Here is a 26,503-nt window from a genome sequence, read left to right as displayed (position 1 = left end):
TCCCGGCCCCTGTTCCCACCAAGGCCGCAGCCCCGGCGTCAGTCAGTAATCCCGCTCAAAGAACAGGCCGATGCTGCTTTGCCCGTCGCTGGACACGGTGCCGCGCGCGCGCAGCGATTGGTTGATGTCCAGATTCAGGTTCAGTTGTGTTTTGCCGTCATCGCCGACCGCGACATCGGTATAAACGTTATCGGCCAGATATTTCCCGGCCCGCACCTGCACATTGCCTTCGTCGTCGGTGGCCAGATCCAGATCGTCCAGTCCGATGCCCTGCCGCAATCGCCCCACGATGCCATCACCGCCGCGCCCGGCCAGCACCGCCACCGCATTGGCAAGCTGCGCCGCCTGCAAAGGGGTGATGTTGTCCAGCCCGCGCCCGAACAGCAGTTGTGACAGCACTTCTTCTTCGGGCATGTCGGGCGATGCCTCGAAGGTGATGTCGGGGTCGCTGGCGTCGCCGTCGATGATGATGCGGGTGAGCACGTCATCCTGCTGCGTTTCCGCCACCAGCCGGATGACCGGGGTCATGCTGCCCTGCAACTCGATCCGGCCTTCGGTCAGGTCAAAGCGTTTGCCCAGCAGATCGACGCGGCCCCGGATCAGTTCCAGTGTCCCGACCGGCACCACGTTTCGCGATGTGCCGGTGATCCGCATCTGCCCGCCCATTTCCGCATCGACGCCGCGCCCGCGGATAAAGATCTGGTTCGGGGCGTCGATGGTCAGATCCAGCCGTGGCGGGTTAACGGGCGGCGTGGCGGGCGGGGCGACCATGCCGGCATCGGTTGCGGCCTGACCGGGGAACGGCTCCAGCCCGGCCTTGGCGCGGGTGGCGCGCACCGGGCGGGTATCGCCCACATGGGTGATGTCGGGGATCGGGGTCGAACCGCCCAGGCCGGTCGAGGGAATGCGGATCTCTGCATGTGGCACCGCCACCCGGCCCGAGATCAGCAGCCCCTGCGCCATCACCCCCGAGGCGCGGACCGATCCGTTCAGCAGCGCCTCATACAGATTGGGGTCGCGGATGGTGACGTGATCCAGTGTCAGCAGCACATCCATGCTGCCCGCGTCCAGATCAACCGGCCCGCTGAGGGTTACGCGCCCGCCCGCCGCCACATTGCCATCGCCCTCGACGGCGATGCGGCGCCCGTTCAGATTGGCGATCAGGTTCAGCGCCTCCAGCCGGATGCCAAGGCGCGGTTCGGCCAGGCGGCCGTTCATCAGCTGCACCGTGCCCGACAGCCCGTCCAGCCCCGGCTGACCGCGCATCGCCAGATCAAAACTGACCGGCCCCTCGATACTGCGGGTGCGCAGGAACGGGTTGGCGACCGCCGCATCCGAGATGCCCGAGATACGCAGATCGGTGGTGGCAAAGTCCTGCGCGGCGGTGCCGCTGACCTGCGCCCGCGTGCCGCCCGGCCCGGTGGCGGTCAGGTTCACGGCATAATTCGTGCCGGTCTGCCGCACCGTGCCCGTGACCTGCGCCGGGCCGGGAAAGCCCTGCACCAACAGGCCCAGATCGGCCAGCCGCGCATCCAGATTCAGCCCCGCCGTGGGGCTGCCGTCGCCGGTCACGGTCAGTTGCGGGTTGCGCAGGTTCAGCCGCTGCACCGAAAAGGCGCCGCTGACCACCTGCTGGCTGGCGGCCAGGTCAAATGTGGTGGTTCCGGCCAGCAGCCGGTCGGCCTGTTCCTGCCCCGCCCGCAGCCCCTGGCCCGAGCCTTGCGCCGTGATCCGCCGGGTGGTGCCGTCATCGGTGATCCGCCCGTCCGCGCTCAGCGATCCGGCGATGCCGTTGCCCAGAAAGCGCAGGTCGCGGGCATTGATCTGCGCCGTCAGATCGGTGGCCGCCTGCCCGACCTGTCCGGTCGCGGTCGCATCCAGCCGTGCGTTGCGGATTTGCGCATCCTCGATGGTGAATACGCCGCTGCGTTCGATGGCGCGGATCTGCACCTGCGTCGGACCGGTCAGCGCCGCATCGACCTGCGACTGACCAAGCGCCAGATCATTGGCCGTGCCATCCAGCACCAGCCGCCGCGCGCCATCGCCGTCATCGGCAAAGCTGGCATCGGCGCTGAAACTGCCGTGCCAGCCCAGACCCAGCGATTCCAGCCGCCGGATTTCGGCCTGCGCGGTCAGATCGGTGCCTTGCGGGCCGATCTGGCCGGTGGCCTCGATCAGACTTTGGTCATTGGTCAGCCGGGCCTGCTCGATGCTGATCTGGCCGTTCTGTTCGGTGCCGCGCAGGGTGATCTGCGTCGTGCCGGTCAGCGCGCCATCGACATTCTGCTGCCCCAGCCGCAGGTTCTGGCCGGTGCCGGTCAGGTCAAAGCGGCGGATGCCGTCGGTTTCGCGCGCCGTCGCCTGCGCGGTCAGCGCACCCGACATGCCGCCGCCAAGGGCCGCCAGATCGGGCAGGTCCAGATTCAGCGTCGCATCCAGTTCGCCGGGGGCGAAATCGCCGCTGCCGTCCAGCGTGATCTGCGGGTTCGCCAGCCGCAACTGTTCCAGCTTATAGGCCCCGTCGCCGCCCTCGCCCGCGATCACGGTCAGATTGCTGCGCCCGGCCAGCAGCCCGTCCAGTTCGTTGATGCCCAGTTCCAGATCCTGTGCCTCGCCGCTCAGTGTCAGGCGGCGTTGCCCGGCAGGCCCGTTCAAAAACGCCTCGGCCAGCAGCGAGCCGCCAAAGCCCGGATCGGCCGCCGACAGATCGGCCAGTTCGATCCGGGCCGTCACATCCGATGACAGGCTGGAAATCAGCCCCTGCGCCGTGGCGGTCAATTGCTGCGCGTTGATGAAGAAATCATTGATCTCGATGCCGTTTTCATCGCGACGGACGGATGCCAGAATATTCGACTGCCCGCGCAGCATCCGGTCCAGCTGATCCTGACCGGCGGTGATGTCGGTGCCGGTGATTTCGGCATTCACGTCGAATGCGCGGGTCAACAGCTGATACAGCCCGGAAATCTGCGCCTCGGCCTGTCCGGTCAGCGGGCGGCCCGCCAGCCCCGACAGCCGGTCCAGCGCATCATAACGCGCCACCACATCGCCTGATACGGTGATCCCGCCCGACAGGCCCGACACCAGAACATAGCCATCCAGCCCGTAATCGGCGCCGGTGATGGTCAGGCCGGAAAATTCGGCGGCGTTCATCGGGGCATAGTCGAAATTGGTCCGCCCGGTGATCGCATCGCCCACCGCCTGCGCCATCGCCGGATCGGCAAAGACCATCTCGCGGGTGCCAAAGCTGATCTGGCCGGTGATTTCCGACAGGTCGCTGCCGTTCAGCACCACCTCACCGGAGCCGTCCAGTTCCAGCGCGCCCACGGTCAGATCGGGGCGCTGGAACTGGCCGATGCGGCCGGTCAGCGACCAGCCTTGCCCGCGCGCGGCGTCATATTCCAGCGACAGCCGCCCGTTATCGACCAGCGTGCCCTCGGTAAAGGGCATTCTGACCGGCAGTTCGGTCGCGCCCGCATCGGCGCCCAGGGTCATCAGCAGCACGGCGGTTTGCGGGGCGCCCTGATCGGTCAAGCTCAGCGCGCCCGACAGGTTCATCGCCTCGGTGTCGATCATCAGCACCGGCACATCCAGCCGCCCGTCGTCACCCTGCCAGCCCTCGGCCAGCAGTTGCGTGCTGGTGCCAAAGAAGGCGCGGTTTTCCGGGGCCAGCAGGCTGGCCACATCGCCGCCCAGTTCCAGCCGGAATCCGGTGCCGGGGCTGCCATCATCGCCCGCGCGTTCGGTCACGCTGGCGCGGCCGGTGACGCGGGGCTGGCCATCGGTCGCCAGCGCGATGCTGGCGGTGAAATCGCTGATCGGGCCTTCGCCGGTGATGTCGGCGTGAACGGCGGGTTTGCCATGCAAATCAATCAGATTCGCCAGCAGACCATCGGCGGCCTCGTCCAGCGTCAGGTCCATCTTCAGCACCTGTGTGCTGTTGGAATAGCCCGCGTCCAGCGCGAATTGCCCGCGCGGGCCATCCTGCCGGTCGATGGTCAGAACGGCGGTGCCCTCGCCCCCTGACAGGTTCATCTGGCCGCTGACCGACACCACGGCGTCAAGGCCGATGACGGGTTCGCCGATGGTGACGCGCCCGGCCTGAATCTGGTCGATGGCGATGCCCACCGGCAGTTCGGGCAGGCGGAATTCCGGCACCTCGGGGCTGATTGCGCTGCTTTCCTCGCCCGCGGGCAGGCGCGGCAGCAGGATTTCGGCGGCGGACAGTTCGGCAATCTCGATCCGGCGGCGCAGCAGAGCGGATCGGTTCCATTGGATCGCGCCGTCGCGCAGGGTCAGCCAGACGCCTTCGTCATCGGCGATAGTCAGTTCGGAAAAGGTCGCCCGTGACGACAGCGCGCCGCGAAAATCATGGATCTGCACCACCCGGCCCGCGCCGGACAGGTTTTCTTCCAGCAGGCGGGTGATAAAGCCGCGATCGTCGCTGACCTGTTGTGACAGTTCGACCAGACCCTGCGCATCTGCCGGGGATTGCGCCGGGGCGGGAACGGGGGCGGCGATCCACAGAAACGCCAGTGCCGCAAGGATTTTCCGCATCAGAATGCCTGCCCCAAACCCAGATAAAGCTGCACGCCGTCGCCGGTATCGCCGCCCACCGGCGCGGCCACGTCGAACCGCAGCGGCCCGATGGGCGTGGCATAGCGCACCCCCAGCCCCGCGCCCGATTGCCAGCCACCGTCGCCGCCAAAGGAACTGTCGGGCCAGACCTGCCCGGCATCGGCAAAGGCCACCACGCCGATGCGTTCGCGCACCTGCCAGCGGATTTCGGCGGACAGGGTGGTGATGGACATGCCGCCGGTCTTGACCGGGCCGTCCGGCCCCTGAATGACCTCGACCCCCAGCGATTGATAGGGCTGACCGCGCACGGTGCCCCCGCCGCCGGAATAGAACAGGTAATCGCGCGGCGTGTCCTGAATATCCGACCCCAGCACCGTGCCCGCGCGCAGCCGACCCGCCAGCGTGATCCGGTCATCCGTGCCGAAACTGCGATAGACCCGACCCTCGCCGATGACCTGCCCGCCGCTGCCGGTTTCGCCAAAGCCATAAAACGGCGTGATCTGCCCTTCCAGCCAATAGCCCTTTTTCGCGTCGGTCGGTTCGTCGCGGGCGTCGAATGTCAACCGGCTGGGCAGGGCCAGCGCGCGGAAATCGTTCTGCCCGGTGTCATCCGTCACGCGCGCAGCGATATATTGCAGCGCCATATCCCCGGTCAGCCGGTCGCTGTGGATGTAATTGGCCCCGAACGACAGGCTGACGGCATCGGAATCGTAATCCACCTCGCGCATCCGCGACAAGTTGGTGGCCAGATAGGCGGTCACGTCGGGGTGAAAGGTGGCGGGCCGTTCCAGCCGCAGGCCAAGGTTGTAATCGGCGTCACTGGTGCGCGCTCCGATGTCGGATACCGCGCCGTCGATGCGCAACCGCTCGCCGCCGCCGCGCAGGTTGCGATGCAGCCAATAGGCCGACAGCATGATCCCTTCGGTGTTGGAAATCTCGAACCCCGCGCCGATGCGGCGGGGCTTTTGCTCGATCACCGTCAGATCCATGTTCATCGAGTTGTCGGGGTTCAGCACCTCGGCTTCGGTCAGGGTGATGGCGGAAAAGATGCCGGTGCGGCGCAGGCGCTTGCGCACCGTGTCCAGATCCTCGGGGTCAAAGCGCGCGCCTTCGGGATAGCCGGCGATCTTGCGCAGCCGCCGTTCGATCAGTCGTTCATTGCCGCTGACATGCAGCGGACCAAAGGTCACGACCGGGCCGGGGTCCAGCGCGATCTGGCTGTCCACGCCGTGGCTGGGATGGTCGGCGATGATCTGTTGTCCGGCCACATCGGCCTTGGCATGGCCGTGATCGCGCCAGTCGCGCACCGCCTGCGTCGCCGCGCCGCGAATGATGCCGGTGCCTGCCATCCGCCCCGGCGCATAATCGTCATCCGCCCGTGTTCCGGGGGCAAGAGGGGCAATGGCCGCGCGGGAAAAGGTGAACTGACGGCCCGGCTCGACCGCGATCACCACCTGCCGCACCTCGGCCGGGGCATCCAGCGGGGCGATGGCCGCCGCCTCGGTGCCGTCCAGGGTGATGTTCACCACGGAATCGTAATAGCCCAGATCATACAGCGCCCCCAGCAGGCGCGCGTAATCGGCCCGTGCAGCGGCCAGAATATCCTGCCCGGTGGCCCGGTCTTCCCGCAAGGCACCTGCGATCAGCGAGGTATTGCGCAGGCTGCGGTCCAGCGCGTCATCTCTGCCCGCGATCTGCCAGTTCAGGCTGACCGCGCCTTCCGGTTCCGACCGCCCGCCGAACAGCCCCGAAAACGGGTTCGAGGATTGCGCCAATGCCGTATCCGGCACCATCGCCATGGCGGCCAGTAACACGCCTGCCCGAAAAACCTGCATTGCCCACCCCGGTTTTTTTACTTGAGCGGATTTTGACAGGATATGGCCGCCAAATCCAGTGAACCTTTGATGGGGTAAGCCGTAATTGACCCCATAAATTGCAAAACCGCCCGCCTATCACGCCAATGCGGCCAGACAGCCGTGCAGCGCCGCCATATCGTCGCGGATCAGCAGAACGGGGGTGGCTTGCGGGATGTGGCGCATCAGCGGTTCGGCCAGAAACCCTGCCTCGAATTGCGCCATCCGCCCGGCCATGCTGCGCGCGACGCTGCCGGCCAGATACAGCCCCTCTTGCGGCATAAAGCGCAGCACCAGTTCGCGGCACAACAGTCCCAGCAGTTCGGCGAACAGATCGCAGGTCGCCGTCGCGGCCTCGTCGCCGCCCTCGGCTGCGGCGACGATCTGTTCGGCGCGCAGCACGGGTGTGCCGGTGCGCAGGGCGTGCAGTTGCGACAGCCCGCGCCCGGCAAAGGCTTCCTCGGTCGAAAAAAACACCTTGCGCGCCTGTGGGCCGATCTCGGTCTCCAGTCGGGCCATGATATGGGCGGGCAGGCGGGTGTGGCCTTCCTCGGCCTCCAGGCAGATGACGCCGCCGCGGGGCAGGCTGTAGACGGCGCAGACATTGACCCCGGTGCCCGCCCCCACAACCAGCGCCTGCCCGTTGCGCGCCCGCGCATCTGGCGCGGGGCGCAGCACCTGCACGCCGTCCCCCGCCAGCCGCGCCGTGGCATAGCCAAGCGCGGTCAGATCGTTTATCAGCCGTGCCTGATCCGCCCCGGTCAACCGCGCCAGCCCGGTTTCGGAAAAGGACCAGTCGCGATTGGTCAGCGCGGCCCGCCCACCGCCGACCGGCCCGGCCACCGCCACGCAAAGGGCGGTGATGCGGGGCTGGCCCTGCTGCGCCAGAAAATCCTGCACCACCTCGTCAAAGCTGGCATGGTCATCGCCCCGGTAACGGCTCAGGCTGGCCTGAATGATCCGGCCATCCTGCGCCAGCGCCAGCCGCGCATTCGTGCCGCCTACATCCGCCAGCAACATCGCCATGATCCGCCCCTTTTTCGCACCGTATGACCACCTGTCTAAGCCAGCCGTCCCGCCCCGCCAAGGGGCCTGCGGGAACCTTTGCGGCCTGCGCACGTTGAGTGCAGGTAATGATAAACCGCAAACGAGTGAAAACCATGACTGCCCCGTTCACCGCCCGCATTGCCGCGACCGCCGCCGTGCTGACCACGGCGCTGACGCTGGCATCCCCCGCCGCCGCCGCGCCGATCAAGGCATGGTCGGCCATGTCCGGCGTCGAACCCGCCGTGCTGCTGCACACCGCGCAGGAACTACCGCTGTCCGCCGTCGCCGTGGACGATCAGCCCTATTGCGCCCCGGATGCCGAAATCGCCACGACCCTGCGCCATGATTTCGCCGAACAGCGCGTGGATACCACCGGGGTTGACGGTCACCGGACCGAGCTGTGGGGTTCCGACCTGATGGGCACCTGGACGCTGGTTGCGGCCCGCGCCGATGACACCAGCTGCATCATCGCATCCGGCATCGGCTTTGACGCCGATACCGACAGCGCCGCCTTTTACCGCACCGCCGGGCTGATCTGATCCGGCCCTGATCCGGCTTGCCGCCCGCCCCGCCCGGCCTTAGCCTTGCTGCAAAAGCAGCGAGGCACCCATGACCACCCCCCTGATGATCGGCCCCGAGGCGGAAAGCCGCCTCGACTGGATCGCCCTGACCGACGCATTGGCAGATGGCCACAGCCGCCCAAGGGCCGAGGTCAAGGACAGTTTCCTCTACCGCGATAAAGATACGCTGCTGACCCGTTCGGCATGGATCGACGGGCTGGGGCTGGCGGTGAAATGCGCCACGATTTTCCCCGGCAACCCTGGCGCGGGCCTGCCGATGGTGAACGGGGCGGTGAACCTGCTGGATGACGCCACCGGCCAGCTTCAGGCCATCGTCGATTTCCACCTTGTCACCAAATGGAAAACCGCCGGGGACAGCCTGCTGGCCGCCAGCCGCCTCGCCCGCAAGGACGCCCGCGAGGTCCTTATCGTCGGTGCAGGCCATGTCGCGGCCTCCATGATTGCGGCTTACCGCGCCCTGATCCCCGACGTCCGCTTTACGATCTGGTCGCGCCGCCCCGAACCGGCCCGCGACCTTGCCGCCCAAACCGGCGCCACGGCCACCACCGACCTCGAATCCGCCACCCGCCGGGCCGAGATCATCGCCACCGCCACCATGACCAAAGACCCGATCATCAAGGGCGACTGGATCGCCCCCGGAACCCACCTCGACCTGATCGGTGCCTATCGCCCCGACATGCGCGAGGTGGACGACACCGCCCTGCGCCGCGCCCGCCTGTTCGTGGACAGCCGCGCCACCACCATCGGCCATATCGGCGAAATCCAGATCCCGCTGGACAGCGGCGCGATCACTGAAGACCAGATCATCGCCGATTACTACGACCTGCCGCGGTTCACCCGGCAATCCGACGACGAGATCACCATCGCCAAAAACGGCGGCGGCGCGCATCTGGACCTGATGACCGCGCGCTATATCCTGAACGCCGCCAGCCCGTCTTTCGTTTGAAAATATCCCACAGGGGGTCTGGGGGATGTGAAATCCCCCAGCCTTCAGGCGCTACCACGGCTCATCCACAACAGCCGCTTCCCACCCCGCAAGTGCCGCCCCGGCCCAACTGCCATAGGCGGCATTCGGAAAAATAATCCACTCCGCCCCGAACCGATCCGCATTCGCCGCCACCAAAGCCTGCTGATCGCCCAAACCCGCCAGAAACCCCGCATCGAAATCGGGCAAGGTATCGCCCAGCAGCATCACCACACGATGCCGCGCCGCCACCACGGCGCGGCGATCCTCCTTGGGTGAACCCAGCAACAACACCCGATCCTCTGCCACCTGCGGCAAGCCCAGCCCGCGCAGGGTCGCCAACGTTGCGCCCGCCTGCCGCTCGTCGCGATCCGACAGGTAATAGATCGCAAAGCCCAAGCCGTCGGCATGATCCAGAAACTCCCGCGCGCCGGGGATCAGCGGCGGATTACCCTCTCGTTCCCAGTGCCGCCATGTGCGCCAATCGTCATAGGCCCGCCCCGCCGCCAGATCGCGCGCCAGCAGGGCGGTGTTGTCGATCACGGTTTCATCCAGATCCGTGACCACGGCCAGCCCGTCCACCGGCCCCGCCGCCGCCATCTGATCCAGCCGCAGCCGCGCAAGATTATAGGCCTGATATTGCAGCGCCCGCACCTCGGCCGATTGCTGCTGAAACCGCAGCCCCATGGCGTATTCGCGCACATCCGCGCCGCCACCACCGATGGGCCGCTTCATGCCGTTACCATGCGGGCCGGGGCCTCGCGGATCGGCAGATGGATCAGCGCCGAAAACGCGCCAACCCCCACGCCGATCCACCAGACCAGCGTGTAATCGCCGTAAACATCATACAGCCAGCCGCCCAGCCAGACCCCCATAAAGGACCCAAGCTGATGCGACAGGAACACGAACCCATACAGCGTCGCCATATAGCGCAGCCCATAGATATAGGCGACAAGACCCGAGGTCAGCGGCACCGTCGCCAGCCACAGCCCGCCCATCACCAGCGAAAACACCACCACCGACCCCGGCGTGATCGGCATCATGATGAACACCGCCGCCGCAATGGTGCGCAACGTATAGATCCCCGCCAGCAGGTATTTCTTGGTATAACGCTTGCCCAGCCAGCCCGCAAAGATCGCCCCGGCGATATTGGCCAGCCCGATCAGCGAAATCGCCACCGCCCCCAGCCGCGACGTCGTGGTGATCCCCATGCTGGCCAGCATCCCGCCGGGCGCGATGGGACCGCACATCTCCTCGACCATCGCCGGGAAATGCGCGGTGATAAAGGCCAGCTGATAGCCGCAGGAAAAGAATCCGGCAAAGATCATCAGATAGCTGGGGTCGCGGAACGCGCGCAGGACGACCGCGCCCATGCTTTCCTCAAGTTCGGACCGGGTAGCGGGCTTGCTGTTGCCCAGCATCGGCAGGAACAAAAGGCAGCTGAGAACCAGAACGCCAAAGATGATGAACACCGTTTGCCACGGATAGAATTGCAGCAAAATTTCGGCCAAGGGCGCACCGAACACCTGCCCCGCCGAACCCGCCGCCGTCGCAATCCCCAGCGCAAGGCTGCGATTCTCGTCACTCGCCGCGCACCCGATCACCGCCAGAATGACGCCGAACCCCGTGCCCGCGATGCCGAAACCAACCATGACTTCCAGCAGTTGCATGGTGGCGGGGGTGGTGGCAAAGGCGGTCAGGATCAGCCCGGCGGAATACAGAAACGCGCCCAGAATGATCGCCAGCCGGTCGCCCCAGCGTTCCGCAACCGCGCCAAAGACCGGCTGACCGATGCCCCAGGCCAGGTTCTGAATCGCGATGGCCATGGAAAATTCCACCCGCGGCCAGCCGAATTCGGCGCTGATCGGGATCTGGAACATCCCGAAACTGGCGCGCAGAGAGAAATTTATCAGCAAAATCATACAGCCGCCGATCAGGATCGGCGTGAACAGGCGCGCGCTGTGCTGCGACATGATGGCCCCTCTGGCTATGACCAGAAAGGTGTGGCGCGCGCCCGTGACACTGTCAACGGGGGTCGTAAGACCGCCGGATCAGTCGCGGCATCAGTTGCGGCGGCCGATCTCGTTCTGGATCGAAAAGCGGGATGAGGGGATGTTCATGCCCTTGGACATCTCGCCCAGGATGACGGTGGTTTTCTCGCCCGCCTTGTCGGTGATGATCCACTGCCGCAACTCGGTCGGGCCGCCGGTGAACACCATCTGGATATTGCCATATTCAGGATGCGCCGGGTCTTGCGCGGTGACGACGGTGGCGTTGTTGCGTTCCGTATGGCCGGTGACCATATTGGCGCGGCCCAGATTGACGTTGCGGTCAAGGATGATCGACAGCGGCGTTTCCGACAGCGGATATTGCTGCGGCGCCGAGCGGGTCTTGCCGTCAAACACCGCCACCGTCCCGCCCGAGGCCAGCACCAGCGTGTTGTCATTGTTATATTCGAACCGCACCTGACCGGGGCGCGAGATATAGACCGTGCCGGTCGAAATGGTGCCGTCATTGTTGACCTGCGTAAAGGCCGATGTGACAGTGCGCAGACCGTTCAGATAGTTCGACAGCTCGTTAAGGGAAATCCGCTCGGCCAAAGCCGGAAAGGCAAGGGCAAGCACGAAGGCGGGCGCAAGGGCGAGGGTTTTCAGTTTCATGAACCGGATCATATCCATTATTCAAAGGCTTGCACATCACGTTCGCAGGATGCGCACAGATGGAAACAGTCGCGCGCACGTGATGGTTCCATAACGCCGCTGTTTTCCTCACCTGCCCCCACCACGCCTGTAATCTGCGCCGCGATTGCGTTTTTTTCCAAACAGAAAGCGCAGGGATGCGCCCGATCCCCATCCATTGCGGCACGAGCCGGGGCGGTTTCTGCCCCACCGCCCATGCGATCCGCACTACGATCTGCGTTTTTATCCCAACAAGACGCAGCAGGAATGCGCCCTGGTCCCCACGCGTTCCGGCATGAACCGGGGCGGTTTTCTGTTTGACGGACATCGCCGCGCTATCCGGTTTTGTAGGGCCAGAGATGGCGGTGAATGGTTATGAAAGGGCGCGCGGGTTTGCTGTTCGCCCAAACACGCATTCCGGCTGTGTAACCGGCGCTGCGCTGCTGTTGCCGACTCTGTGTTTTTGGCGTGCGCTGCCTGTGCACAGCTTGTGCACAACCTGTGCACGGGTGGTGCACGGGTTGTGCAGGCCGAATCCCTGCAATTGCTGGCGATTTGTCGTCGTGGATCGCTGCCTGTTGCGCGTGCAACGCACGGCGGTGTTGCGCGCTTTACAGCGCCTGTCCGGTCAACAGTCGGGGCATCGGCTTTAGCGACAGCCCCGCCGCCTGCCGCATAAAGGCGCGGCGCAGCGGCGGGATGCGGCTGACCGCGCCCATGCCAAGGCCCCGCGCCACCGCAAGGATCGGGTTATCGTTTGAAAACAACCTGTTCACGGCGTCCATGCCCAGTGCCAGCGCGGTGGCGTCAAACCGCCGCCATTGCTCATAGCGTTCCAGAACGGCGGTCGCGCCCATATCTTCGCCGCGTCGGGCGGTATCGGCCAGCACCTCGGCCAGCGCCGCCACGTCGCGCAGGCCCAGATTCAGCCCCTGTCCGGCAATCGGATGCACCCCATGCGCCGCATCCCCCACCAGCGCCACGCGCGGCGCGGCATAACGGTCGGCCAAAGACAGCGACAGGGGATAGCTAAACCGTTGGCCTGTCAAGTAAATATTCCCCAGAAAGTCGCCAAAGCGCGGGCGCAGCACGTCGATGAAGGCATCATCGGGCAGGGCCTTGACTGTCTGTGCCGTGGCATGGGGTTCCGACCAGACGATGCTGCTGCGATTGCCGGGCAGCGGCAGGATCGCCAGCGGGCCGCCGGGCATGAAATACTGATGTGCGATGCCGTGATGCGGCTTGTCATGATCCAGCGCGGCAACCAGCGCGGTCTGGCCGTAATCATGCCCGCGCCGGGTGATTCCGGCCCGGTGCGCGACGCCCGAACCACGCCCGTCCGCCCCGATCAGCACCCGCCCGCGCAGGCGGCGGCCATCGGCCAGTTCCACGGAAACCCCTGCCGGATCAACCTCTTGCGTAATGACGGCGGCGCCGGGCAGATGGGTGATGCCGTGGTCCCGCATGGCCGTCAGCAGGGCGCGATACAGGAACCGATCCTCCAGCATGTGGCCGACCAGCCCTTCCTCGATCTCGGCACCGTCAAAGTGCAGAAACAGCGGGCCTGCGCCCTCGCCCGGATGGCCCTGCGATGCCTTGACCTGCCGGATCGGCTGCGCCTGCGCCGCCAGATCGCGCCACAGCCCCAAGGCCCCGAACAGCCGCGACGAGGCCAGCGCCAGCGCATAGGCACGCCCGTCAAAATCGTCGCCGGCGCGGTCATCGGCAGGGCGCGCGTCCACCACCGCGACCGACAGCCCCGCCCCGGCAAGGGCCAGCGCCAGTGCCGGCCCGTTCAGTCCGCCGCCGGCGATGATGATATCATGGTCAAAGGCCATCGCGCCCGTCCTCTTGTTCCAGAATCGCCGCCAGACCGCTGCGATAATCGGGGTATTTCAGGCGGATGCCCAGATCGCGGGTGATGCGGTCGTTCCGCACCCGCTTGGATTCCGAATAAAAGCTGCGGGCCATGTCGTCCAGCTGCGCGCCCTCGAACGGTTCGGCAGAGGGGACGGGCACGCCCAGCAGGTCGGCGGCATGCGCGATCACATCCTGTGGCGGGGCGGGGTCGTTGTCGCAGACGTTCCAGATGCGCCCCGGCATCGCCGCGCCCGTGGGACCAGGCAGGGTGGCGGCGACGACCTGGGCAATGTCTTCGCCGTGGATGCGGGAAAACACCTGATTTTCCTTGATGATCCGCCGCGCCGTGCCAGCCCGCAGCTTGGCGAACGGCCCGCGCCCCGGCCCATAGATCCCCGCCAGCCGAAAGATATGCAGCGGCACGCCCGCCGTGTCGGCCAGTGCCTGCCATGCGGCTTCGGCGATCAGCCGCGCCCGTCCGCGCTGCGTCGTCGGCATGGGCGTGTCGGTTTCATCCACCCAATCGCCCGCCCGGTCGCCATACAGCCCGGTGGTGGACAGATAGCCCAGCCAGCGTGGCCGCGCCGCCGCAATCGCGTCACCGAATTCCGCCAGAACCGGATCGTGGCCATCGCGCGCGGGGGCGACCGATGACAGCACCGCATCGGCCCCGGCAATCGCCTGACGCACCGCCTGATCCTGTCCGGGCCAGATCAGCGCCTCGGCCCCGGCCGCCGCCACGCGGGCCGTATTGCCGCGCGTCGTGCCGTTGACCTGCCAGCCCTGCGCCGTGACCTGCCGCGTCACGAACCCCGCCGAATAGCCATGTCCAAGGATCACCAGCCGCATTGCGCCCCCTTTCATATACCCAGCCTATCGCGCCGCGTGCGCGGGGGAAAGGCGACAGGCTGCCGCCCCCCGGCTTGCTCTTTGATGGTGCGGCTGGCACATTCCCGACAAGGCATCAGGAGGTTACGCGATGGAACAGGACAGCCGCTTTCTGCCGGTCGAAACGCCCGAGCCGGTGGCGCGGGAACAGTTCACCGATGCGGATGCCGCTGTGTCGCGGCTGGCCGAGCTATATGAAACCGCCGCCGGGTTTCTGCTGGAAAAATTCACGGTCGCACTGGAAGGTGCCGTCCCCAAAGCCCGGTTCCGCGCCTTCTACCCCGAGGTGCGGCTGACCACGACCAGCCATTCCAAGACCGATTCCCGTCTTGCCTTTGGCCATGTCGCCATTCCCGGCAGCTATGCCGCGACGATCACCCGGCCCGATCTGTTCGGGCGGTATCTGCGCGAACAGATCGGGCTGCTGATCCGCAACCACGACACATCGGTCAGTGTGGGCTTCAGTGAAACGCCGATGCCGGTGCATTTCGCCGTGGCCACCCTGTCGAACCTGAATGTGCCGCAGGAAGGTGTGCTGAGTTTCAGTCTGCGCGATGTGTTCGACGTGCCGGACCTGAACACCGTCAACGACGATATCGTGAACGGCGTGGCGGTGGCGCAGCCCGACGGGTCGGGGTGGCTGGCGGCCTTTACGGCGCAGCGGGTGGATTATTCGCTGGCCCGGCTGGCGCATTACACCGCCACCGCGCCCGAGCATTTTCAGAACTTTGTGCTGTTCACCAACTATCAGTTCTATGTGGACGAATTCGAAGCCTATGCCCGCCGGGTTCTGGCCGATCCGGGGCAGGGCTATACCAGTTTCGTCGCGCCGGGAAATCAGGTGATCGGTGGCCCTGATGGTGTCATCACGCCGCTGGCCAAGATGCCGCAGATGCCCGCCTATCACCTGACCCGGCCCGACGGGAACGGTATCACGCTGGTGAATATCGGCGTCGGGCCATCCAACGCCAAGACGGCAACCGACCATATCGCCGTGCTGCGCCCTCATGCCTGGCTGATGGTGGGGCATTGCGCGGGTCTGCGCAATTCGCAGTCGCTGGGCGATTTCGTCCTGGCCCATGCTTACCTGCGCGAAGACCATGTGCTGGATGACGATCTGCCCGTCTGGGTGCCGATCCCCGCGCTGGCCGAAGTGCAGGTTGCCTTGCAAGAGGCCGTCGCCGAAGTGACCCGGCTGGAAGGGTTCGAGCTGAAACGCATCATGCGCACCGGCACCGTGGCCACCATCGACAACCGCAACTGGGAATTGCGTGACCAGTCTGGTCCGGTGCATCGCCTGTCGCTGTCACGCGCCATCGCTCTGGATATGGAAAGCGCCACCATCGCCGCCAACGGCTTCCGGTTCCGGGTGCCCTATGGCACGCTTTTATGCGTCAGTGACAAGCCGTTGCACGGCGAACTCAAGCTGCCGGGGATGGCGACCGACTTTTATCGCACACAGGTCGCAAACCATCTTCTGATCGGAATCCGCGCGATGGAGAAATTGCGCGCCATGCCACTAGAGCGGATTCATTCGCGTAAATTGCGCTCATTTACGGAAACAGCGTTTCTTTGATGTGACAATATCTTGCAGCACATTGCCGACGATGCGTCATGTTGACAAAAAATCCTTGAACTGCCGGTCAAAACCGTGTGTAGCAGGCGTTATGCCGTCAGTCCGGCACAACGATATCGCCCACAACGGGTAGAGGAGACAGAAGACATGGCTACCGCTTCCGCCAAACCGATGACCAAGACTCAGCTCGTTGCGGCGCTTGCCGAAGAAATGGGCAGCGACAAGAAATCCGCGAATGCTGCACTTGATGCAATCGCTTCGGTTGTGGCGCGTGAAGTGGCTGCCGGTGGTGCCGTGACCCTGCCGGGGATCGGCAAGATCGCCTGCCGCCACCGTCCCGAACGTCAGGTCCGCAACCCGCAGACCCAGGAAATGATGACCAAGCCCGCTGACAAGCAAGTCAAGGTCACGGTGGCGAAAGCCCTGAAAGACAGTGTGAACGTCTGATTCGTTCCGCATAACCCGATCAGGCCGCGCCCATGCGCGGCCTTTTTTATGCGCGGTGGTGGTCAGCATTGCCCTTTCGGGCCGTGACGGCTTTTGCTAGCCAATCGAAAAAGGGGGACGCATGGATCTTAAAGCCATCGGCATGGGGCTGCTGTTTGCAGTGATGTGGGCCTCGGCCTTTACGTCCACCCGCATGATCGTGACCGAGGCGCCGCCGCTGCTGGCGCTGGCGGTGCGGTTCGTGCTGTCAGGCAGCATCGGTATCCTGATCGCGCTGGCCATGGGTCAGACGTGGCGCACCCTGACCCGCGCGCAATGGCGGGCGGTGGTGGTGCTGGGGCTGTGTCAGAACGCGCTGTATCTGGGCATGAACTGGGTGGCGATGCAGTGGATCGAGGCCGGGCTGGCATCCATCATCGCCGCCACCATGCCCCTGATGGTGGCCTTTATCGGCTGGATCGTGCTGCGCGAACGGCTGCGCCCGATGGGCGTTGCCGGGCTGGCGCTGGGCCTGCTGGGTGTGGCGCTGATTATGGGCGCGCGGCTGCAAGGTGGCAGCGATCTGACCGGGATCGTGCTGTGCTTTGTCGCCGCGCTGGCGCTGGCCATTGCGACGCTGACCGTGCGCGGGGCATCGGGCGGCGGCAATGTGATGATGATCGTGGGGCTGCAAATGCTGGTCGGCGCCGCCAGCCTGCTGATCGTTGCGCCACTGTTCGAGGATTGGAACGTCACCCTGACCCCGCGTCTGATCGGGGCGTTTGTCTATACCGCCTTTGTGCCGGGACTGGCTGCCACCTGGGTGTGGTTTTTGCTGGTGCAGCGCATCGGTGCGGTGCGGGCGGCGACCTTTCATTTCCTGACACCGTTTTTTGGCGTGGCGATTGCAGCGTTGTTGCTGAACGAATCGCTGGGTGTGATGGATGTGGTGGGCGTCGGTATCATCATGGCGGGGATTCTGGCGGTGCAACTGTCCAAGGCTCCGCCGCCGCAACCGCCCCTCCGCCGCGCGCCATCGGCCTGAGATCAGGCCGCGGCACCGCCCAGCATGATGACATCCGCCGGGTCCAGCGTCAGCCGCAGCAGATCGCCCGGCGCGGGCGGGGTGGTGTTGCCGCGGCTGAGGCTGTCGAACACCACTTCGGTGCCATCGCCCAATGTGGCACGCGCGCGCTGCACCGCGCCCAGATATTCGACCGACACAACAGTGACAGGGATGCCACCCTGCACCACCTGGCTCAGCGCCTCGGGGCGGGTGCCGATCTGGGCGGTCAGGCTGCCTTGGGGCAGGGGATGGTTCAGCACCATCTGCATTCCAGCCAGATCGACGACACCGCGCGCCGCATCCAGCACCGTTACCGGCAGCCGGTTCAGCGTGCCGACGAAATTGGCGACGAAATCGGTGGCGGGGCGGGTGTAAATCTCGTGCGGGGGGCCGATCTGGTCGGCGATGCCCTGATGCATGACCACGATGCGGTCGGAAATGGACAGGGCTTCTTCCTGATCGTGGGTCACGAACAGGGTGGTGATGCCCAGATCACGCTGAATCTGCCGGATTTCATTGCGCAGGCTGACGCGGATTTTTGCGTCCAGCGCCGACAGCGGTTCATCCAGCAGCAACAGTTGCGGGCGCGGGGCCAGCGCGCGGGCCAAGGCCACGCGCTGTTGCTGGCCGCCCGACAGCTGAAACGGATAGCGGTCGCCCAGATGCGGCAGGCCGATCAGGTCCAGCATTTCTGCCACGCGGGCGTCACGTTCTTTCCGGCGGATACCGGCGACGCGCAGGCCAAAGCCGACGTTTTCCGCCGCCGTCAGGTTGGGAAACAGCGCATAGGACTGAAACACCATACCGATGCGGCGGCGGCTGGCGGGCAGGCTGGTGACATCCTTGCCATCGACGATGATCGCCCCGCTGGTCGGGGCCTCGAACCCCGCGATCATACGCAGCACGGTGGTTTTGCCGCAGCCCGAGGGACCAAGCAGGGAAATAAACTCGCCCTTGGCCAGCGACAGGTCGAAATCGCGCACCACCTGCGTGTCGCCAAAGGATTTCTTCAGGTTCGAGAGGGTCAGGAATCCGGTCATTTCATCTGCTGTTGTTGGGCGCGGCCATGGCGCGTCATTCGGGTGGCAAGCTGCATCAGCCCCATGCAACCCCATGTGATGGCAAAGGCGATGATCGCCAGCGCCGCCGGTTCATAGGCACGGTTGCCGCCCAGCCAGACCATATACGGCCCAAAGGCGGGGCGGTTCAGCAGTGCCGCGAAAACATATTCGCCGATCACGATGGCGAATGTCAGGAACGCCCCCGACAGCACCGCGCCGAACAGGTTGGGCAGGATCACCCGGCCCAGCACCGTGATCCAGCCTGCGCCCAAAGACTGTGCCGCTTCGGTCAGGGTGGCGACATCCAGCGTGCGCAACCCCGCATCAACGGCGCGATACATGTAGGGCAGCGCCAGCACGCTGTAGCCCGCGACCAGCAGAAAGTTCGTGCCGCCCACGCTGCCGGTCAGCGGCAGCCAGGAACTGGTGTTGAACATGCGGATATAGCCGAACACGATCACGATGGCCGGGATCACCAGCGGCAGCAGGGTGATGAATTCGACCACCGGGCGCAGCCATGGCAATTTCAGCCGCACCCAATAGGCGGCGGGCACTACGATCAGGATGCCCATGACGATGGTGGCCAGCGCCGCCATCACCGAAAAGCCAAAGGTGGCCTGAAACTGCGGGTCGCCCAGCACGCTGCGATAGGCGTCCAGCGAGTATTCACCGCGCCGGGCGCGCAGGCTGAATTCGAACGTGCCGACCAGCGGCACCAGCATGAACAGCGCGCCCAGCAGAAACGACAACCACGACAGAACCCGCGTCATTTCAGCCACCTTTCCGCGCGCGTGCGCAGGATGATCGAAATCAGGCTGGCCACGCCAGTCAGCACGATCATGCCAAAGGCGATGACATAGCCCAGTGTCGGGTCTTGCAGCACATCGCCCCTGATCTGGGCAAACAGCACGATCGGCACCAGCGACAGCGACGATCCGGTCAGCGCCATCGCGGTCGCCACCGCGCCAAAGGCATTGGCAAACAGCAGCGCGAATGCTCCCAACACCGCCGGCCACATGATCGGCAGCACTACCATGCGCCAATATTGCAACTGCGAGGCACCCAGGCTTTCGGCGGCCTCGCGCCAGTCGCGTTTCAGCCCGTCCAGAGATGGCGAGATAACCAGCACCATCAGCGGGATCTGGAAATACAGATAGGTCAGCACCAGCCCCCAAAAGCTGATGAGGTTAAAGCCGCTGGCATAGATGTTGATGCCGAACCATTCGCGCATCAGCACCGTGACAAAGCCCAGCCGCCCCAGCGTGGCGATAAAGGCAAAGGCCAGCGGCACCCCGGCAAAATTCGCCGCCACACCGGAAAAGGACATCAGTGGTGCGCGCAGCCCGCGTGGCAGTCCGCCCCGCGTCACCGATGCCGCGATCAGGAATCCGGCCACACAGCCCAGCAGCGCGGTGATAAAGCTGATGCGGATCGACACCCAGAATGCGGTGGTGATGCGCGGCTGCGTCAGGCCCGACAGGTTGGCCAGTGTGAACCCGCCTTCGGGCGCGCGAAACGCCCCCACAACCACGCCAAGCGTCGGCAGGATCAGAAACAACAATGCAAAGATGGCAAAGGGCAGGATGCCCAGCCACAGGCCAAGACGGCGCGAAAGATTTGGGGCGCGTGCCATGATGCCTCGGCGCTGGATGAAAAAAGAGGGGCAGGCCAGACAGGCCCGCCCCGCCAGTGCGTGGTTATTCGCTGACGGTCGCGCCGACAACGTTATCCCAGTTCTCGGTCACGACCCTTTTGAGGGCGTCCTGCTGTTCCACAGTCGGGAACACGGCGCGGTCCACCAGATCGGGCTGCGGCAGTGCGTCCAGCATATCCTGCGGGATCAGCCCGGCCTCTTTCATGGCGACGAAACGGGCCGGATAGCAGCCGCCTTGCAGCCAGCCCAACTGGCCTTCATCGGAATACAGATGCTCCATCCACAGTTTCGCGGCATTGGGGTGCGGTGCATGGGCGGAAATGCCCTGCACATAGACGCCCGCCAGCACGCCATCGGCGGGGATCACCACCTCGACCGGGGGGTTGCCGGCCAACTGGTCGCGCCATGTGAACAGGTTATAGTTCCACGCGGCAACGATCGGGGTCGCGCCCTGCGCGATGGTGCCCGCCTTGGCCGTGACCGGCACGAAATTGCCCGCCTTGTTCAATTCGGCAAAAAACTCCAGCCCTTTGGTGCCGCTGTCTTCGCCGGGGGCGCCGCCGCGCGAACCGCCCGCCGACATCACCGACAGAATCGCCTGATTCGAGGCGCGCGGATCGCCGGTCAGCGCGAAGGAATTGGCATATTCGGGTTTCAGCAGATCGGCCCAGTTCTGCGGCACGTTGTCCACCAGATCGGTGTTCACGCCGAATGCCATGATACCGTAATAGTCGGCATACCAATGGCCGTCCGCGTCTTTCAGGTCAGCGGGAATATCGTCCCAGGTGGCGACCTTATAGGGCTGGATCAGCCCTTCGGCCTGCGCCTGCGGACCAAAGGCCAGACCCACGTCGATCACGTCGGGCGCCTGCGGGCCGGTGTTGCCGACATTGGCGCGGATTGCCTCTAGCTCGTCGGCGGAACTGGCGTCGGGGTTCAGTTCGTTGACGGTGATTTCGGGGTATTTTTCCTTGAAGGCCGCAATGACGCCGCCATAATTGCACCAGTCATGGGGCAGGGCGATGGTTGTCAGCATCCCTTCGGCCTTGGCAGCCTGTTCCAGCGCGGCCAGATCGGTCTGGGCGGTAGCCGCCGTCGCGCCAAAAGCGGCGATTACGGCGATCACAGAGGCGGAATATTTCATTTTTAGGTTCCCTGTCAGATGTTGATCCGCGCCCGGTTAGCGCGGTTATGTGTTGATTTTGTGAAACCAAAATGGCGGGCTGGCAAGGCAATATCGCGGATTGCACGCTGTAGTTGCCGCGCGTCCGGCCTTGATGCAAAGTGATGGTGATCTGCGGAACCAATCCCCTTGCACGGGGTTCACCGACCATAGGACAGGGAGAAAAAGATGCGCTATCTTTTCGGGATCATCATCTTTGTGCTGGATGTCTGGGCCATCGCCTCGGTCATCAACAGCAATGCGGACCGGACCAACAAGATCATCTGGGTGCTGGTTATCGCGGTTTTGCCGGTGATCGGGCTGATCGCATGGTGGTTCGCGGGGCCGAAGGCAAATTACAACCGATGAGAGTGGCCTTTGTTCTGGCCGTGCTGCTCGCTGCGCCCGTGGCCGGAACGGCTGACCCTGTTCACCTGCCCCTCGATGCGATGGGGCAGGTCGTGATTCAGGTCGTGGACAACCCGACGGGCGGCAATCGCGTCTTTATCGTCGATCAGATTGAAGAAAGCAGCGCCCCCGATGGCACTGTGGCGGCGTTGTTCTGGCTTTGGCCGAATATGACCGGCTGGCCGGATGTCCAAGCGACCGGCCCGGATCGGTTCACCGCCTATTCTGGTTGCGATGCGACCTGTGGCCGCTGGGGCAATGTCTATGAATACAAGGCCGTGCGAAGGAATGGCGCCTGGGTTCTGGCCGGGTTCACACGGGTGACGAATGACCGGATCGAGGCTTCGGTGACGGTGTGTGACGTGAACCTGCTGACCAGCGCGGTCGAGAAAAAATTCCTGCCTTCTGACGGCGAGGATCGCACGGAAACCCTGACGACCACGGCCCGCGCGATGCCTTTGTCTGATCTGACCGGGGATTACATGGTCCCCGAATGTGCCGATCTGCCCTAACGGCGCAGATAGACGTAATAGGCCCCTTCGCCGCCATGGCGGAAATGCGCGGCCGTGACCTGCTGCACGGCACCTGCCAAGGGCGTGTGATGCAGCCAGACCGGCACCTGATGGCGCAGCGCGCCGGGGCGGGTGGGCAGCGGGCCGTGATCGCCGCGCCCCTTGCCGGTGATGACCAGCACCAGCCGCAGGCCCGAGGCGCGGGCACGCAGGATGAAATCAATCAGTTCAGGATGCGCCTGTGCCAGCGTCATGCCGTGCAGGTCCAGCCGTGCTTGGGGGCGCAGTTTGCCCTGGGTCATGCGGCGGTGGGTTTTCTGATCCATGCGCAGCGCCTGCGCGGCCAGATGCTGCGCGGGCGACAGCGGCATGGCGTGGGACGCGCCGCCTTTGGCGGGCGATTGCCCGATAACAAAGGGTTGCGGCACAAAGACGGGGGCCGGGGGGTGCTGCGACCCCTTCAGACCGGGTGCGGGCTTGGTCTTGGGGGCCGGTTCGGGCAGGGGGTGTTTGCGCGATTGATGCAGCGGGACGATGCTGCGGGCCACCCGCTGCCACAGATCGTGATCCTCGCCACTCAGCCCTCGGCGGCGCGACATATATCCTCAGCCCGTCGCGACAAGCTGCCAGTTCGGGTCGTCCTGACCCATGCGGCGGGCAAAGGTCCAGATGTCGCGCTGCTTGCGTGCGGATTTGGGATCTCCCTCGACCACATTGCCTTCGGCATCGCGGGTGGCGACGATCAGTTCGCCGACGAATTTCACCGAAACCTCGGCCTCGCCGGTGGTGTCGTTGAATTCGGCCCCGGCCAGCGCGGTTTCGCGGGTGCCCAGAAACTGCGCCTCGACCGTCTGGCCGCGGGCTTTGCGGTCGTCGATGACCGACTGGAACGCCTGCGCCACATCGGGTGACAGGAACGGGCGCACGGGTTCAAGATCGCCGTTTTCAAAGGCCATCAGAATCATTTCATAGGCGGATTTCGCCCCCGACAGGAACTGGCCCAGATTAAACGACGGCTCGGCCCGTTTCATCTGCGCCACGGCACGGCCCGCGGCCCCCTGCGGATCGGTGTGGTCGGAAATGTCGTGATCGCCCTGTTCGGCGGTTCCCTCGATCACCTCGAACCGCTGGCGGGCCTGCGGCTGGGGCTGCTGATCGACCTTGGGCGGCTCGAACCCGTCGCGGGTGCCCAGCACATTGCGCAGCCGCAGGATCAGGAATACAGCGATCCCGGCAAGCACAAGCAACTGGATAAGCGGACTGTTCATCGGCGAAACCCCTGACATAAAAGCGCCAGTTGGTATCGGCGCGGATGCATCCTATGTAGGGGCTGGACCGGGCCAAGTCCAGTTCAGAGGGTCAGCCAATAGGGGGGCGCCATGTGGCTTTTGTTGATGTTCGTCGCGATTCCACTGATCGAGATCGGCCTGTTCATTCAGGTCGGCGGTGCCATCGGAGTGTGGCCGACGCTGGCTCTTGTGCTGCTTGGCGCGGTTCTTGGCGTGATTGTGATGCGCGCCAATGCTGCCCGCACCTCGTATGAGGGGCAGCGCGCCTTGGCCGAGCTGCGCGACCCCACCCGTCCGCTGGCGCATGGCGCGTTGGTCATGCTGGCCGGTGCGCTGCTGGTGCTGCCGGGCTTTTTCACCGATGCCATCGGCCTGCTGCTGCTGATCCCGGCGGTGCGTGATCTGGTGATGCGGCGCATCGGGCGCCGGGTTCAGGTGCAGACGGCGGGCTTTGCCGGGATGCGCCCCGAACCGCATCGCCCACCGTTTCAGGGCGGTATCATTGACGGCGATTACACGGTCGAGGATGACGACGACCCTCGCCGTCCGCCCGGCCCGCCCGACACACTGCCGCCCGACGTGCTGCCACCCGGTGGCGGGTCCGGCTGGACGCGATCCTGACTGTTCGGGCCTGACCGCTTGGCGATTGAGACCGGCGCGCAGCCCTGATAGGACACGCGCAACGTCTTTTTACACGAGGAATCGACATGGCCGACGAAAACAACGGCGCAGCGGGCACTGCCGCGGCTGACGGACAGCAGCAACCGCCGCAGGTCCAGATGCGCATTCTGGCCCAATTTATCCGCGATCTTTCGTTCGAAAACGCGGTGGTCCAAAAGGGCGTCCCGACCGGCGAGGTCAAGCCCGAGATCAACGTGCAGGTCAGCCTCGACGCCCGCAAGCGTCCGGTCGATCATCAGTATGAGGTCGTCACCAAGTTCAAGGTCACCTCGACCAACACCGTGGACAGCCAGACCCTGTTCCTGTGCGAGCTTGACTATGCCGGTGTGTTCCACGTCGAGGGCGTGCCCGAAGATCAACTGCACCCCTTCCTGATGATCGAATGCCCGCGCATCCTGTTCCCCTTTGTGCGGCGGATCATTTCGGATGTGACCCGTGACGGCGGCTTCCCGCCCTTTAACATGGACCCGGTGGATTTCGTGGCCCTGTATCGTCAGGAAATCGCCCGTCGTCAGCAACAGCAGCAGAACCAGCGCCCCGAAGGCGTGCCGCTGTCCTGATCCGGGCCGCAATGCCCCCCCGCGTAAAATCGTCGCGCGCCTGGCAGCGAATGCTGTCGGGGCGCCGGCTTGACCTGCTGGACCCGACGCCTTTCGACATCGAGATCGCCGATATTGCCCACGGGCTGGCCTTTGTTGCCCGCTGGAACGGGCAGACGCAGGGCGACTGGCCTTATTCGGTGGCCGAACATTCGCTGCTGGTCGAGGTCATCTTTTCCCATATGGTGCCGCAATCCAGCGCCCGGTCGCGTCTGGCGGCCCTGCTGCATGATGCGCCAGAATATGTCATCGGTGATATGATTTCGCCGGTCAAATCGGCCTTGGGGCTTGAATACGGCGAAATAGATCGGCGGATTTCTGCCGCCATTCACCGCCGCTTTGGCCTGCCTGCGGCATTACCGCACAGTTTACACCGTCAGATAAAAGCAGCTGACCGGATTTCCGCCCGGATCGAAGCGGAACGTATCGCGGGCTTTACCCCAACCGAGGCGAAAAAGCTGTTCCCGGTGCCGCAGGCGGATATTCTGGATTATTTTGCAATAATGCTGCGACCGCCTGCACAGGTGCGTCAGGCATATCTGTCGCGATTTGATGAGCTGATGGCGCTGGCCGATCAGGAGAATTAAGGGCTGCCGCCAGAACGGCAGCCCTTAAATTGTCAGATCAGCAGATCTTCCAGAGAGCGGCCCGAATCCAGGCTTTCCTGAACCCAGCGCGGTTTGCGGCCACGGCCGGTCCAGGTCATGGTCGGATCATTGGGATTGGCGTATTTCGGCGCCACGGTGCCCGCCCGACGCGGTTTGCCGCCGGTCAGATCGGCCAGATTAAAACCATATGTGCGCGCGGCTTCTTCGACGGCGGCCAGTGCTTCGCGGCGTTTGCGGTCCTCATACGAATTGATGGCCCGCTCCAGCTTGGCCCGAAGTTCGCGAAGTTCCTTCAGGTCCATTTTCTCGATTTCTATGGTCATTGTCGTCGTATCCCCAACAAATGTATTCTGCCCATTTATTTATATTAGCAGAATGTGCAAGGGGTCAAAAGATATATTCAGCGCGGACTGCGTTTGGCCAGTATCCGCTGTAAGGTGCGCCGATGCATATGCAAGCGGCGCGCGGTTTCGCTGACATTACGGTCGCATTGTTCGAAAACGCGCTGGATATGTTCCCAGCGAACGCGATCGGCCGACATGGGTTCTTGTGGTGGCGGCGGTAAGATGTCACCACTGGCCAAAAGCGCCGACGTTACGTCATTTGCATCTGCCGGTTTGGAAAGATAATCGGTCGCACCCATTTTGACCGCGGCGACGGCGCTGGCGATGGCGCCATATCCCGTCAGCACGATGGCGCGGCAATCGGGGCGGGCTTCGTTCAAAGCCTCGACCACATCCAGACCTGATCCATCCTCAAGCCGCAGATCGACCACGGCATAAGCGGGGGGTGATTGCGCGATGGCTTTCATGGCTTCGGCCACGCTCAGCACGGCGGTGGTGCGAAAGCCGCGCTTTTCCATGGCACGGGCCAGCCGCGTTACGAAAATCTCATCATCATCGACCAGCAGCAAGCTGGGGTCACTGCCGATCCGGGTGCCGGGTGTGTCAGCCATATCGCCTCCTCGTTTGTGCGATCTAAGCTGTCCGGGTCTGTCTGGTCAAACGCTTAGACG

Annotated in this window: 26 protein-coding genes; 10 read left to right on the top strand and 16 right to left on the bottom strand. The window is 64.6% G+C overall.

What is annotated here, in order from left to right; genetic code table 11:
* Positions 1-42 precede the first annotated feature (42 nt).
* From Q4G22_RS12135 to Q4G22_RS12125, 3 genes are all read right to left on the bottom strand, one after another.
* Positions 43-4,554, bottom strand: a complete 4,512-nt coding sequence (locus Q4G22_RS12135; protein ID WP_303386160.1) for a translocation/assembly module TamB domain-containing protein — start codon at positions 4,552-4,554, stop codon at positions 43-45.
* A complete protein-coding gene (locus Q4G22_RS12130) occupies positions 4,554-6,410 on the bottom strand; it encodes an autotransporter assembly complex family protein (RefSeq protein ID WP_303386159.1) in 1,857 nt (618 codons plus the stop codon). The genes Q4G22_RS12135 and Q4G22_RS12130 overlap by 1 nt, the downstream gene beginning before the upstream one ends.
* A gap of 117 nt (positions 6,411-6,527) precedes the next feature.
* Entirely contained in the window at positions 6,528-7,454 is a 927-nt protein-coding gene (locus Q4G22_RS12125; protein ID WP_303386158.1) for a glucokinase, read from the bottom strand.
* A 134-nt stretch (positions 7,455-7,588) separates the two neighbouring features.
* Between Q4G22_RS12125 and Q4G22_RS12120 the strand changes: the two genes are divergently transcribed.
* A complete protein-coding gene (locus Q4G22_RS12120) occupies positions 7,589-8,014 on the top strand; it encodes a hypothetical protein (RefSeq protein ID WP_303386157.1) in 426 nt (141 codons plus the stop codon).
* Positions 8,015-8,084: 70 nt separating this feature from the next.
* Entirely contained in the window at positions 8,085-9,002 is a 918-nt protein-coding gene (locus Q4G22_RS12115; protein WP_303386156.1) for an ornithine cyclodeaminase family protein, read from the top strand.
* Between the two features lie 51 nt (positions 9,003-9,053).
* Here the strand turns inward: Q4G22_RS12115 and Q4G22_RS12110 are convergent, their stop codons facing one another.
* The 5 genes from Q4G22_RS12110 to Q4G22_RS12090 all read right to left on the bottom strand — a co-directional run bounded on the left by Q4G22_RS12110 (position 9,054) and on the right by Q4G22_RS12090 (position 14,422).
* Positions 9,054-9,755, bottom strand: a complete 702-nt coding sequence (locus Q4G22_RS12110; protein WP_303386155.1) for a 5'-nucleotidase, lipoprotein e(P4) family — start codon at positions 9,753-9,755, stop codon at positions 9,054-9,056.
* The gene (locus Q4G22_RS12105) at positions 9,752-10,993 is read right to left on the bottom strand and encodes an MFS transporter (protein WP_303386154.1); all 1,242 of its coding nucleotides are present in this window, start codon (positions 10,991-10,993) and stop codon (positions 9,752-9,754) included. Before Q4G22_RS12105 ends, Q4G22_RS12110 begins: the two co-directional genes overlap by 4 nt.
* A 90-nt stretch (positions 10,994-11,083) precedes the next feature.
* Positions 11,084-11,680: an outer membrane lipoprotein carrier protein LolA gene (locus tag Q4G22_RS12100; RefSeq protein WP_303386153.1), complete on the bottom strand. Its 597-nt coding sequence runs from the start codon at positions 11,678-11,680 to the stop codon at positions 11,084-11,086.
* Between the two features lie 629 nt (positions 11,681-12,309).
* Complete coding sequence (locus Q4G22_RS12095) at positions 12,310-13,536, bottom strand: UbiH/UbiF/VisC/COQ6 family ubiquinone biosynthesis hydroxylase (RefSeq protein WP_303386152.1); 1,227 nt, start codon at positions 13,534-13,536, stop codon at positions 12,310-12,312.
* Positions 13,526-14,422 carry an SDR family oxidoreductase gene (locus Q4G22_RS12090; protein WP_303386151.1) on the bottom strand — a complete coding sequence of 299 codons (897 nt, stop codon included), beginning with the start codon at positions 14,420-14,422 and terminating at the stop codon, positions 13,526-13,528. The genes Q4G22_RS12095 and Q4G22_RS12090 overlap by 11 nt, the downstream gene beginning before the upstream one ends.
* A 115-nt stretch (positions 14,423-14,537) precedes the next feature.
* Here Q4G22_RS12090 and Q4G22_RS12085 point away from each other — a divergent pair, with 115 nt between their 5' ends.
* The 3 genes from Q4G22_RS12085 to Q4G22_RS12075 all read left to right on the top strand — a co-directional run bounded on the left by Q4G22_RS12085 (position 14,538) and on the right by Q4G22_RS12075 (position 17,493).
* A complete protein-coding gene (locus tag Q4G22_RS12085; protein ID WP_303386150.1) occupies positions 14,538-16,022 on the top strand; it encodes an AMP nucleosidase in 1,485 nt (494 codons plus the stop codon).
* 147 nt (positions 16,023-16,169) lie between these two features.
* Positions 16,170-16,469, top strand: a complete 300-nt coding sequence (locus tag Q4G22_RS12080) for an HU family DNA-binding protein (protein ID WP_303362310.1) — start codon at positions 16,170-16,172, stop codon at positions 16,467-16,469.
* 121 nt (positions 16,470-16,590) lie between these two features.
* The gene (locus Q4G22_RS12075; protein WP_303386149.1) at positions 16,591-17,493 is read left to right on the top strand and encodes a DMT family transporter; all 903 of its coding nucleotides are present in this window, start codon (positions 16,591-16,593) and stop codon (positions 17,491-17,493) included.
* A gap of 2 nt (positions 17,494-17,495) precedes the next feature.
* On the opposite strand, the gene Q4G22_RS12070 is transcribed toward Q4G22_RS12075, so the two are convergent.
* From Q4G22_RS12070 to Q4G22_RS12055, 4 genes are all read right to left on the bottom strand, one after another.
* On the bottom strand, positions 17,496-18,554 hold the full coding sequence (locus Q4G22_RS12070; protein ID WP_303386148.1) for an ABC transporter ATP-binding protein: 1,059 nt from the start codon (positions 18,552-18,554) through the stop codon (positions 17,496-17,498).
* A complete protein-coding gene (locus Q4G22_RS12065; protein WP_303386147.1) occupies positions 18,551-19,345 on the bottom strand; it encodes an ABC transporter permease in 795 nt (264 codons plus the stop codon). Before Q4G22_RS12065 ends, Q4G22_RS12070 begins: the two co-directional genes overlap by 4 nt.
* A complete protein-coding gene (locus Q4G22_RS12060) occupies positions 19,342-20,208 on the bottom strand; it encodes an ABC transporter permease subunit (RefSeq protein ID WP_303386146.1) in 867 nt (288 codons plus the stop codon). Before Q4G22_RS12060 ends, Q4G22_RS12065 begins: the two co-directional genes overlap by 4 nt.
* A 64-nt stretch (positions 20,209-20,272) precedes the next feature.
* Positions 20,273-21,373: an ABC transporter substrate-binding protein gene (locus Q4G22_RS12055; RefSeq protein WP_303386145.1), complete on the bottom strand. Its 1,101-nt coding sequence runs from the start codon at positions 21,371-21,373 to the stop codon at positions 20,273-20,275.
* Positions 21,374-21,580: 207 nt separating this feature from the next.
* On the opposite strand from Q4G22_RS12055, the gene Q4G22_RS12050 reads away from it, so the two are divergent.
* Both Q4G22_RS12050 and Q4G22_RS12045 read left to right on the top strand, forming a co-directional pair.
* Positions 21,581-21,760 (top strand): PLD nuclease N-terminal domain-containing protein, encoded by a 180-nt coding sequence (locus Q4G22_RS12050; RefSeq protein WP_303386144.1) that lies wholly within the window; start codon positions 21,581-21,583, stop codon positions 21,758-21,760.
* Complete coding sequence (locus Q4G22_RS12045; protein ID WP_303386143.1) at positions 21,757-22,311, top strand: hypothetical protein; 555 nt, start codon at positions 21,757-21,759, stop codon at positions 22,309-22,311. Before Q4G22_RS12050 ends, Q4G22_RS12045 begins: the two co-directional genes overlap by 4 nt.
* Here Q4G22_RS12045 and Q4G22_RS12040 read toward each other — a convergent pair.
* Complete coding sequence (locus tag Q4G22_RS12040; RefSeq protein WP_303386142.1) at positions 22,308-22,910, bottom strand: Smr/MutS family protein; 603 nt, start codon at positions 22,908-22,910, stop codon at positions 22,308-22,310. The two genes, Q4G22_RS12045 and Q4G22_RS12040, sit on opposite strands and share 4 nt — an antisense overlap.
* A gap of 6 nt (positions 22,911-22,916) precedes the next feature.
* Complete coding sequence (locus Q4G22_RS12035; RefSeq protein ID WP_303386141.1) at positions 22,917-23,579, bottom strand: Tim44/TimA family putative adaptor protein; 663 nt, start codon at positions 23,577-23,579, stop codon at positions 22,917-22,919.
* Positions 23,580-23,690: 111 nt separating this feature from the next.
* Between Q4G22_RS12035 and Q4G22_RS12030 the strand changes: the two genes are divergently transcribed.
* The 3 genes from Q4G22_RS12030 to Q4G22_RS12020 all read left to right on the top strand — a co-directional run bounded on the left by Q4G22_RS12030 (position 23,691) and on the right by Q4G22_RS12020 (position 25,467).
* Positions 23,691-24,221, top strand: a complete 531-nt coding sequence (locus Q4G22_RS12030; protein ID WP_303386140.1) for an FxsA family protein — start codon at positions 23,691-23,693, stop codon at positions 24,219-24,221.
* Between the two features lie 86 nt (positions 24,222-24,307).
* Positions 24,308-24,841 (top strand): protein-export chaperone SecB, encoded by a 534-nt coding sequence (gene secB, locus Q4G22_RS12025; RefSeq protein ID WP_303386139.1) that lies wholly within the window; start codon positions 24,308-24,310, stop codon positions 24,839-24,841.
* 11 nt (positions 24,842-24,852) lie between these two features.
* On the top strand, positions 24,853-25,467 hold the full coding sequence (locus tag Q4G22_RS12020; RefSeq protein ID WP_303386138.1) for an HD family hydrolase: 615 nt from the start codon (positions 24,853-24,855) through the stop codon (positions 25,465-25,467).
* A 32-nt stretch (positions 25,468-25,499) separates the two neighbouring features.
* On the opposite strand, the gene Q4G22_RS12015 is transcribed toward Q4G22_RS12020, so the two are convergent.
* Both Q4G22_RS12015 and Q4G22_RS12010 read right to left on the bottom strand, forming a co-directional pair.
* Positions 25,500-25,811: an H-NS histone family protein gene (locus tag Q4G22_RS12015; protein WP_303386137.1), complete on the bottom strand. Its 312-nt coding sequence runs from the start codon at positions 25,809-25,811 to the stop codon at positions 25,500-25,502.
* A 77-nt stretch (positions 25,812-25,888) separates the two neighbouring features.
* Entirely contained in the window at positions 25,889-26,443 is a 555-nt protein-coding gene (locus Q4G22_RS12010; protein ID WP_303386136.1) for an ActR/PrrA/RegA family redox response regulator transcription factor, read from the bottom strand.
* Positions 26,444-26,503: the final 60 nt, after the last annotated feature.

This window comes from Paracoccus sp. (in: a-proteobacteria), assembly GCF_030538655.1.
Taxonomy (GTDB): domain Bacteria; phylum Pseudomonadota; class Alphaproteobacteria; order Rhodobacterales; family Rhodobacteraceae; genus Paracoccus.
This window is presented reverse-complemented; position numbering and strand designations above follow the sequence as displayed.

What these genes read in the sequence shown, in the direction of transcription:
- Q4G22_RS12135 (WP_303386160.1), bottom strand. Translation starts at nt 4,554, where the DNA reads ATGCGGAAAATCCTTGCGGCACTGGCGTTTCTGTGGATCGCCGCCCCC.
- Q4G22_RS12130 (WP_303386159.1), bottom strand. Translation starts at nt 6,410, where the DNA reads ATGCAGGTTTTTCGGGCAGGCGTGTTACTGGCCGCCATGGCGATGGTG.
- Q4G22_RS12125 (WP_303386158.1), bottom strand. Translation starts at nt 7,454, where the DNA reads ATGGCGATGTTGCTGGCGGATGTAGGCGGCACGAATGCGCGGCTGGCG.
- Q4G22_RS12120 (WP_303386157.1), top strand. Translation starts at nt 7,589, where the DNA reads ATGACTGCCCCGTTCACCGCCCGCATTGCCGCGACCGCCGCCGTGCTG.
- Q4G22_RS12115 (WP_303386156.1), top strand. Translation starts at nt 8,085, where the DNA reads ATGACCACCCCCCTGATGATCGGCCCCGAGGCGGAAAGCCGCCTCGAC.
- Q4G22_RS12110 (WP_303386155.1), bottom strand. Translation starts at nt 9,755, where the DNA reads ATGAAGCGGCCCATCGGTGGTGGCGGCGCGGATGTGCGCGAATACGCC.
- Q4G22_RS12105 (WP_303386154.1), bottom strand. Translation starts at nt 10,993, where the DNA reads ATGTCGCAGCACAGCGCGCGCCTGTTCACGCCGATCCTGATCGGCGGC.
- Q4G22_RS12100 (WP_303386153.1), bottom strand. Translation starts at nt 11,680, where the DNA reads ATGAAACTGAAAACCCTCGCCCTTGCGCCCGCCTTCGTGCTTGCCCTT.
- Q4G22_RS12095 (WP_303386152.1), bottom strand. Translation starts at nt 13,536, where the DNA reads ATGGCCTTTGACCATGATATCATCATCGCCGGCGGCGGACTGAACGGG.
- Q4G22_RS12090 (WP_303386151.1), bottom strand. Translation starts at nt 14,422, where the DNA reads ATGAAAGGGGGCGCAATGCGGCTGGTGATCCTTGGACATGGCTATTCG.
- Q4G22_RS12085 (WP_303386150.1), top strand. Translation starts at nt 14,538, where the DNA reads ATGGAACAGGACAGCCGCTTTCTGCCGGTCGAAACGCCCGAGCCGGTG.
- Q4G22_RS12080 (WP_303362310.1), top strand. Translation starts at nt 16,170, where the DNA reads ATGGCTACCGCTTCCGCCAAACCGATGACCAAGACTCAGCTCGTTGCG.
- Q4G22_RS12075 (WP_303386149.1), top strand. Translation starts at nt 16,591, where the DNA reads ATGGATCTTAAAGCCATCGGCATGGGGCTGCTGTTTGCAGTGATGTGG.
- Q4G22_RS12070 (WP_303386148.1), bottom strand. Translation starts at nt 18,554, where the DNA reads ATGACCGGATTCCTGACCCTCTCGAACCTGAAGAAATCCTTTGGCGAC.
- Q4G22_RS12065 (WP_303386147.1), bottom strand. Translation starts at nt 19,345, where the DNA reads ATGACGCGGGTTCTGTCGTGGTTGTCGTTTCTGCTGGGCGCGCTGTTC.
- Q4G22_RS12060 (WP_303386146.1), bottom strand. Translation starts at nt 20,208, where the DNA reads ATGGCACGCGCCCCAAATCTTTCGCGCCGTCTTGGCCTGTGGCTGGGC.
- Q4G22_RS12055 (WP_303386145.1), bottom strand. Translation starts at nt 21,373, where the DNA reads ATGAAATATTCCGCCTCTGTGATCGCCGTAATCGCCGCTTTTGGCGCG.
- Q4G22_RS12050 (WP_303386144.1), top strand. Translation starts at nt 21,581, where the DNA reads ATGCGCTATCTTTTCGGGATCATCATCTTTGTGCTGGATGTCTGGGCC.
- Q4G22_RS12045 (WP_303386143.1), top strand. Translation starts at nt 21,757, where the DNA reads ATGAGAGTGGCCTTTGTTCTGGCCGTGCTGCTCGCTGCGCCCGTGGCC.
- Q4G22_RS12040 (WP_303386142.1), bottom strand. Translation starts at nt 22,910, where the DNA reads ATGTCGCGCCGCCGAGGGCTGAGTGGCGAGGATCACGATCTGTGGCAG.
- Q4G22_RS12035 (WP_303386141.1), bottom strand. Translation starts at nt 23,579, where the DNA reads ATGAACAGTCCGCTTATCCAGTTGCTTGTGCTTGCCGGGATCGCTGTA.
- Q4G22_RS12030 (WP_303386140.1), top strand. Translation starts at nt 23,691, where the DNA reads ATGTGGCTTTTGTTGATGTTCGTCGCGATTCCACTGATCGAGATCGGC.
- secB (WP_303386139.1), top strand. Translation starts at nt 24,308, where the DNA reads ATGGCCGACGAAAACAACGGCGCAGCGGGCACTGCCGCGGCTGACGGA.
- Q4G22_RS12020 (WP_303386138.1), top strand. Translation starts at nt 24,853, where the DNA reads ATGCCCCCCCGCGTAAAATCGTCGCGCGCCTGGCAGCGAATGCTGTCG.
- Q4G22_RS12015 (WP_303386137.1), bottom strand. Translation starts at nt 25,811, where the DNA reads ATGACCATAGAAATCGAGAAAATGGACCTGAAGGAACTTCGCGAACTT.
- Q4G22_RS12010 (WP_303386136.1), bottom strand. Translation starts at nt 26,443, where the DNA reads ATGGCTGACACACCCGGCACCCGGATCGGCAGTGACCCCAGCTTGCTG.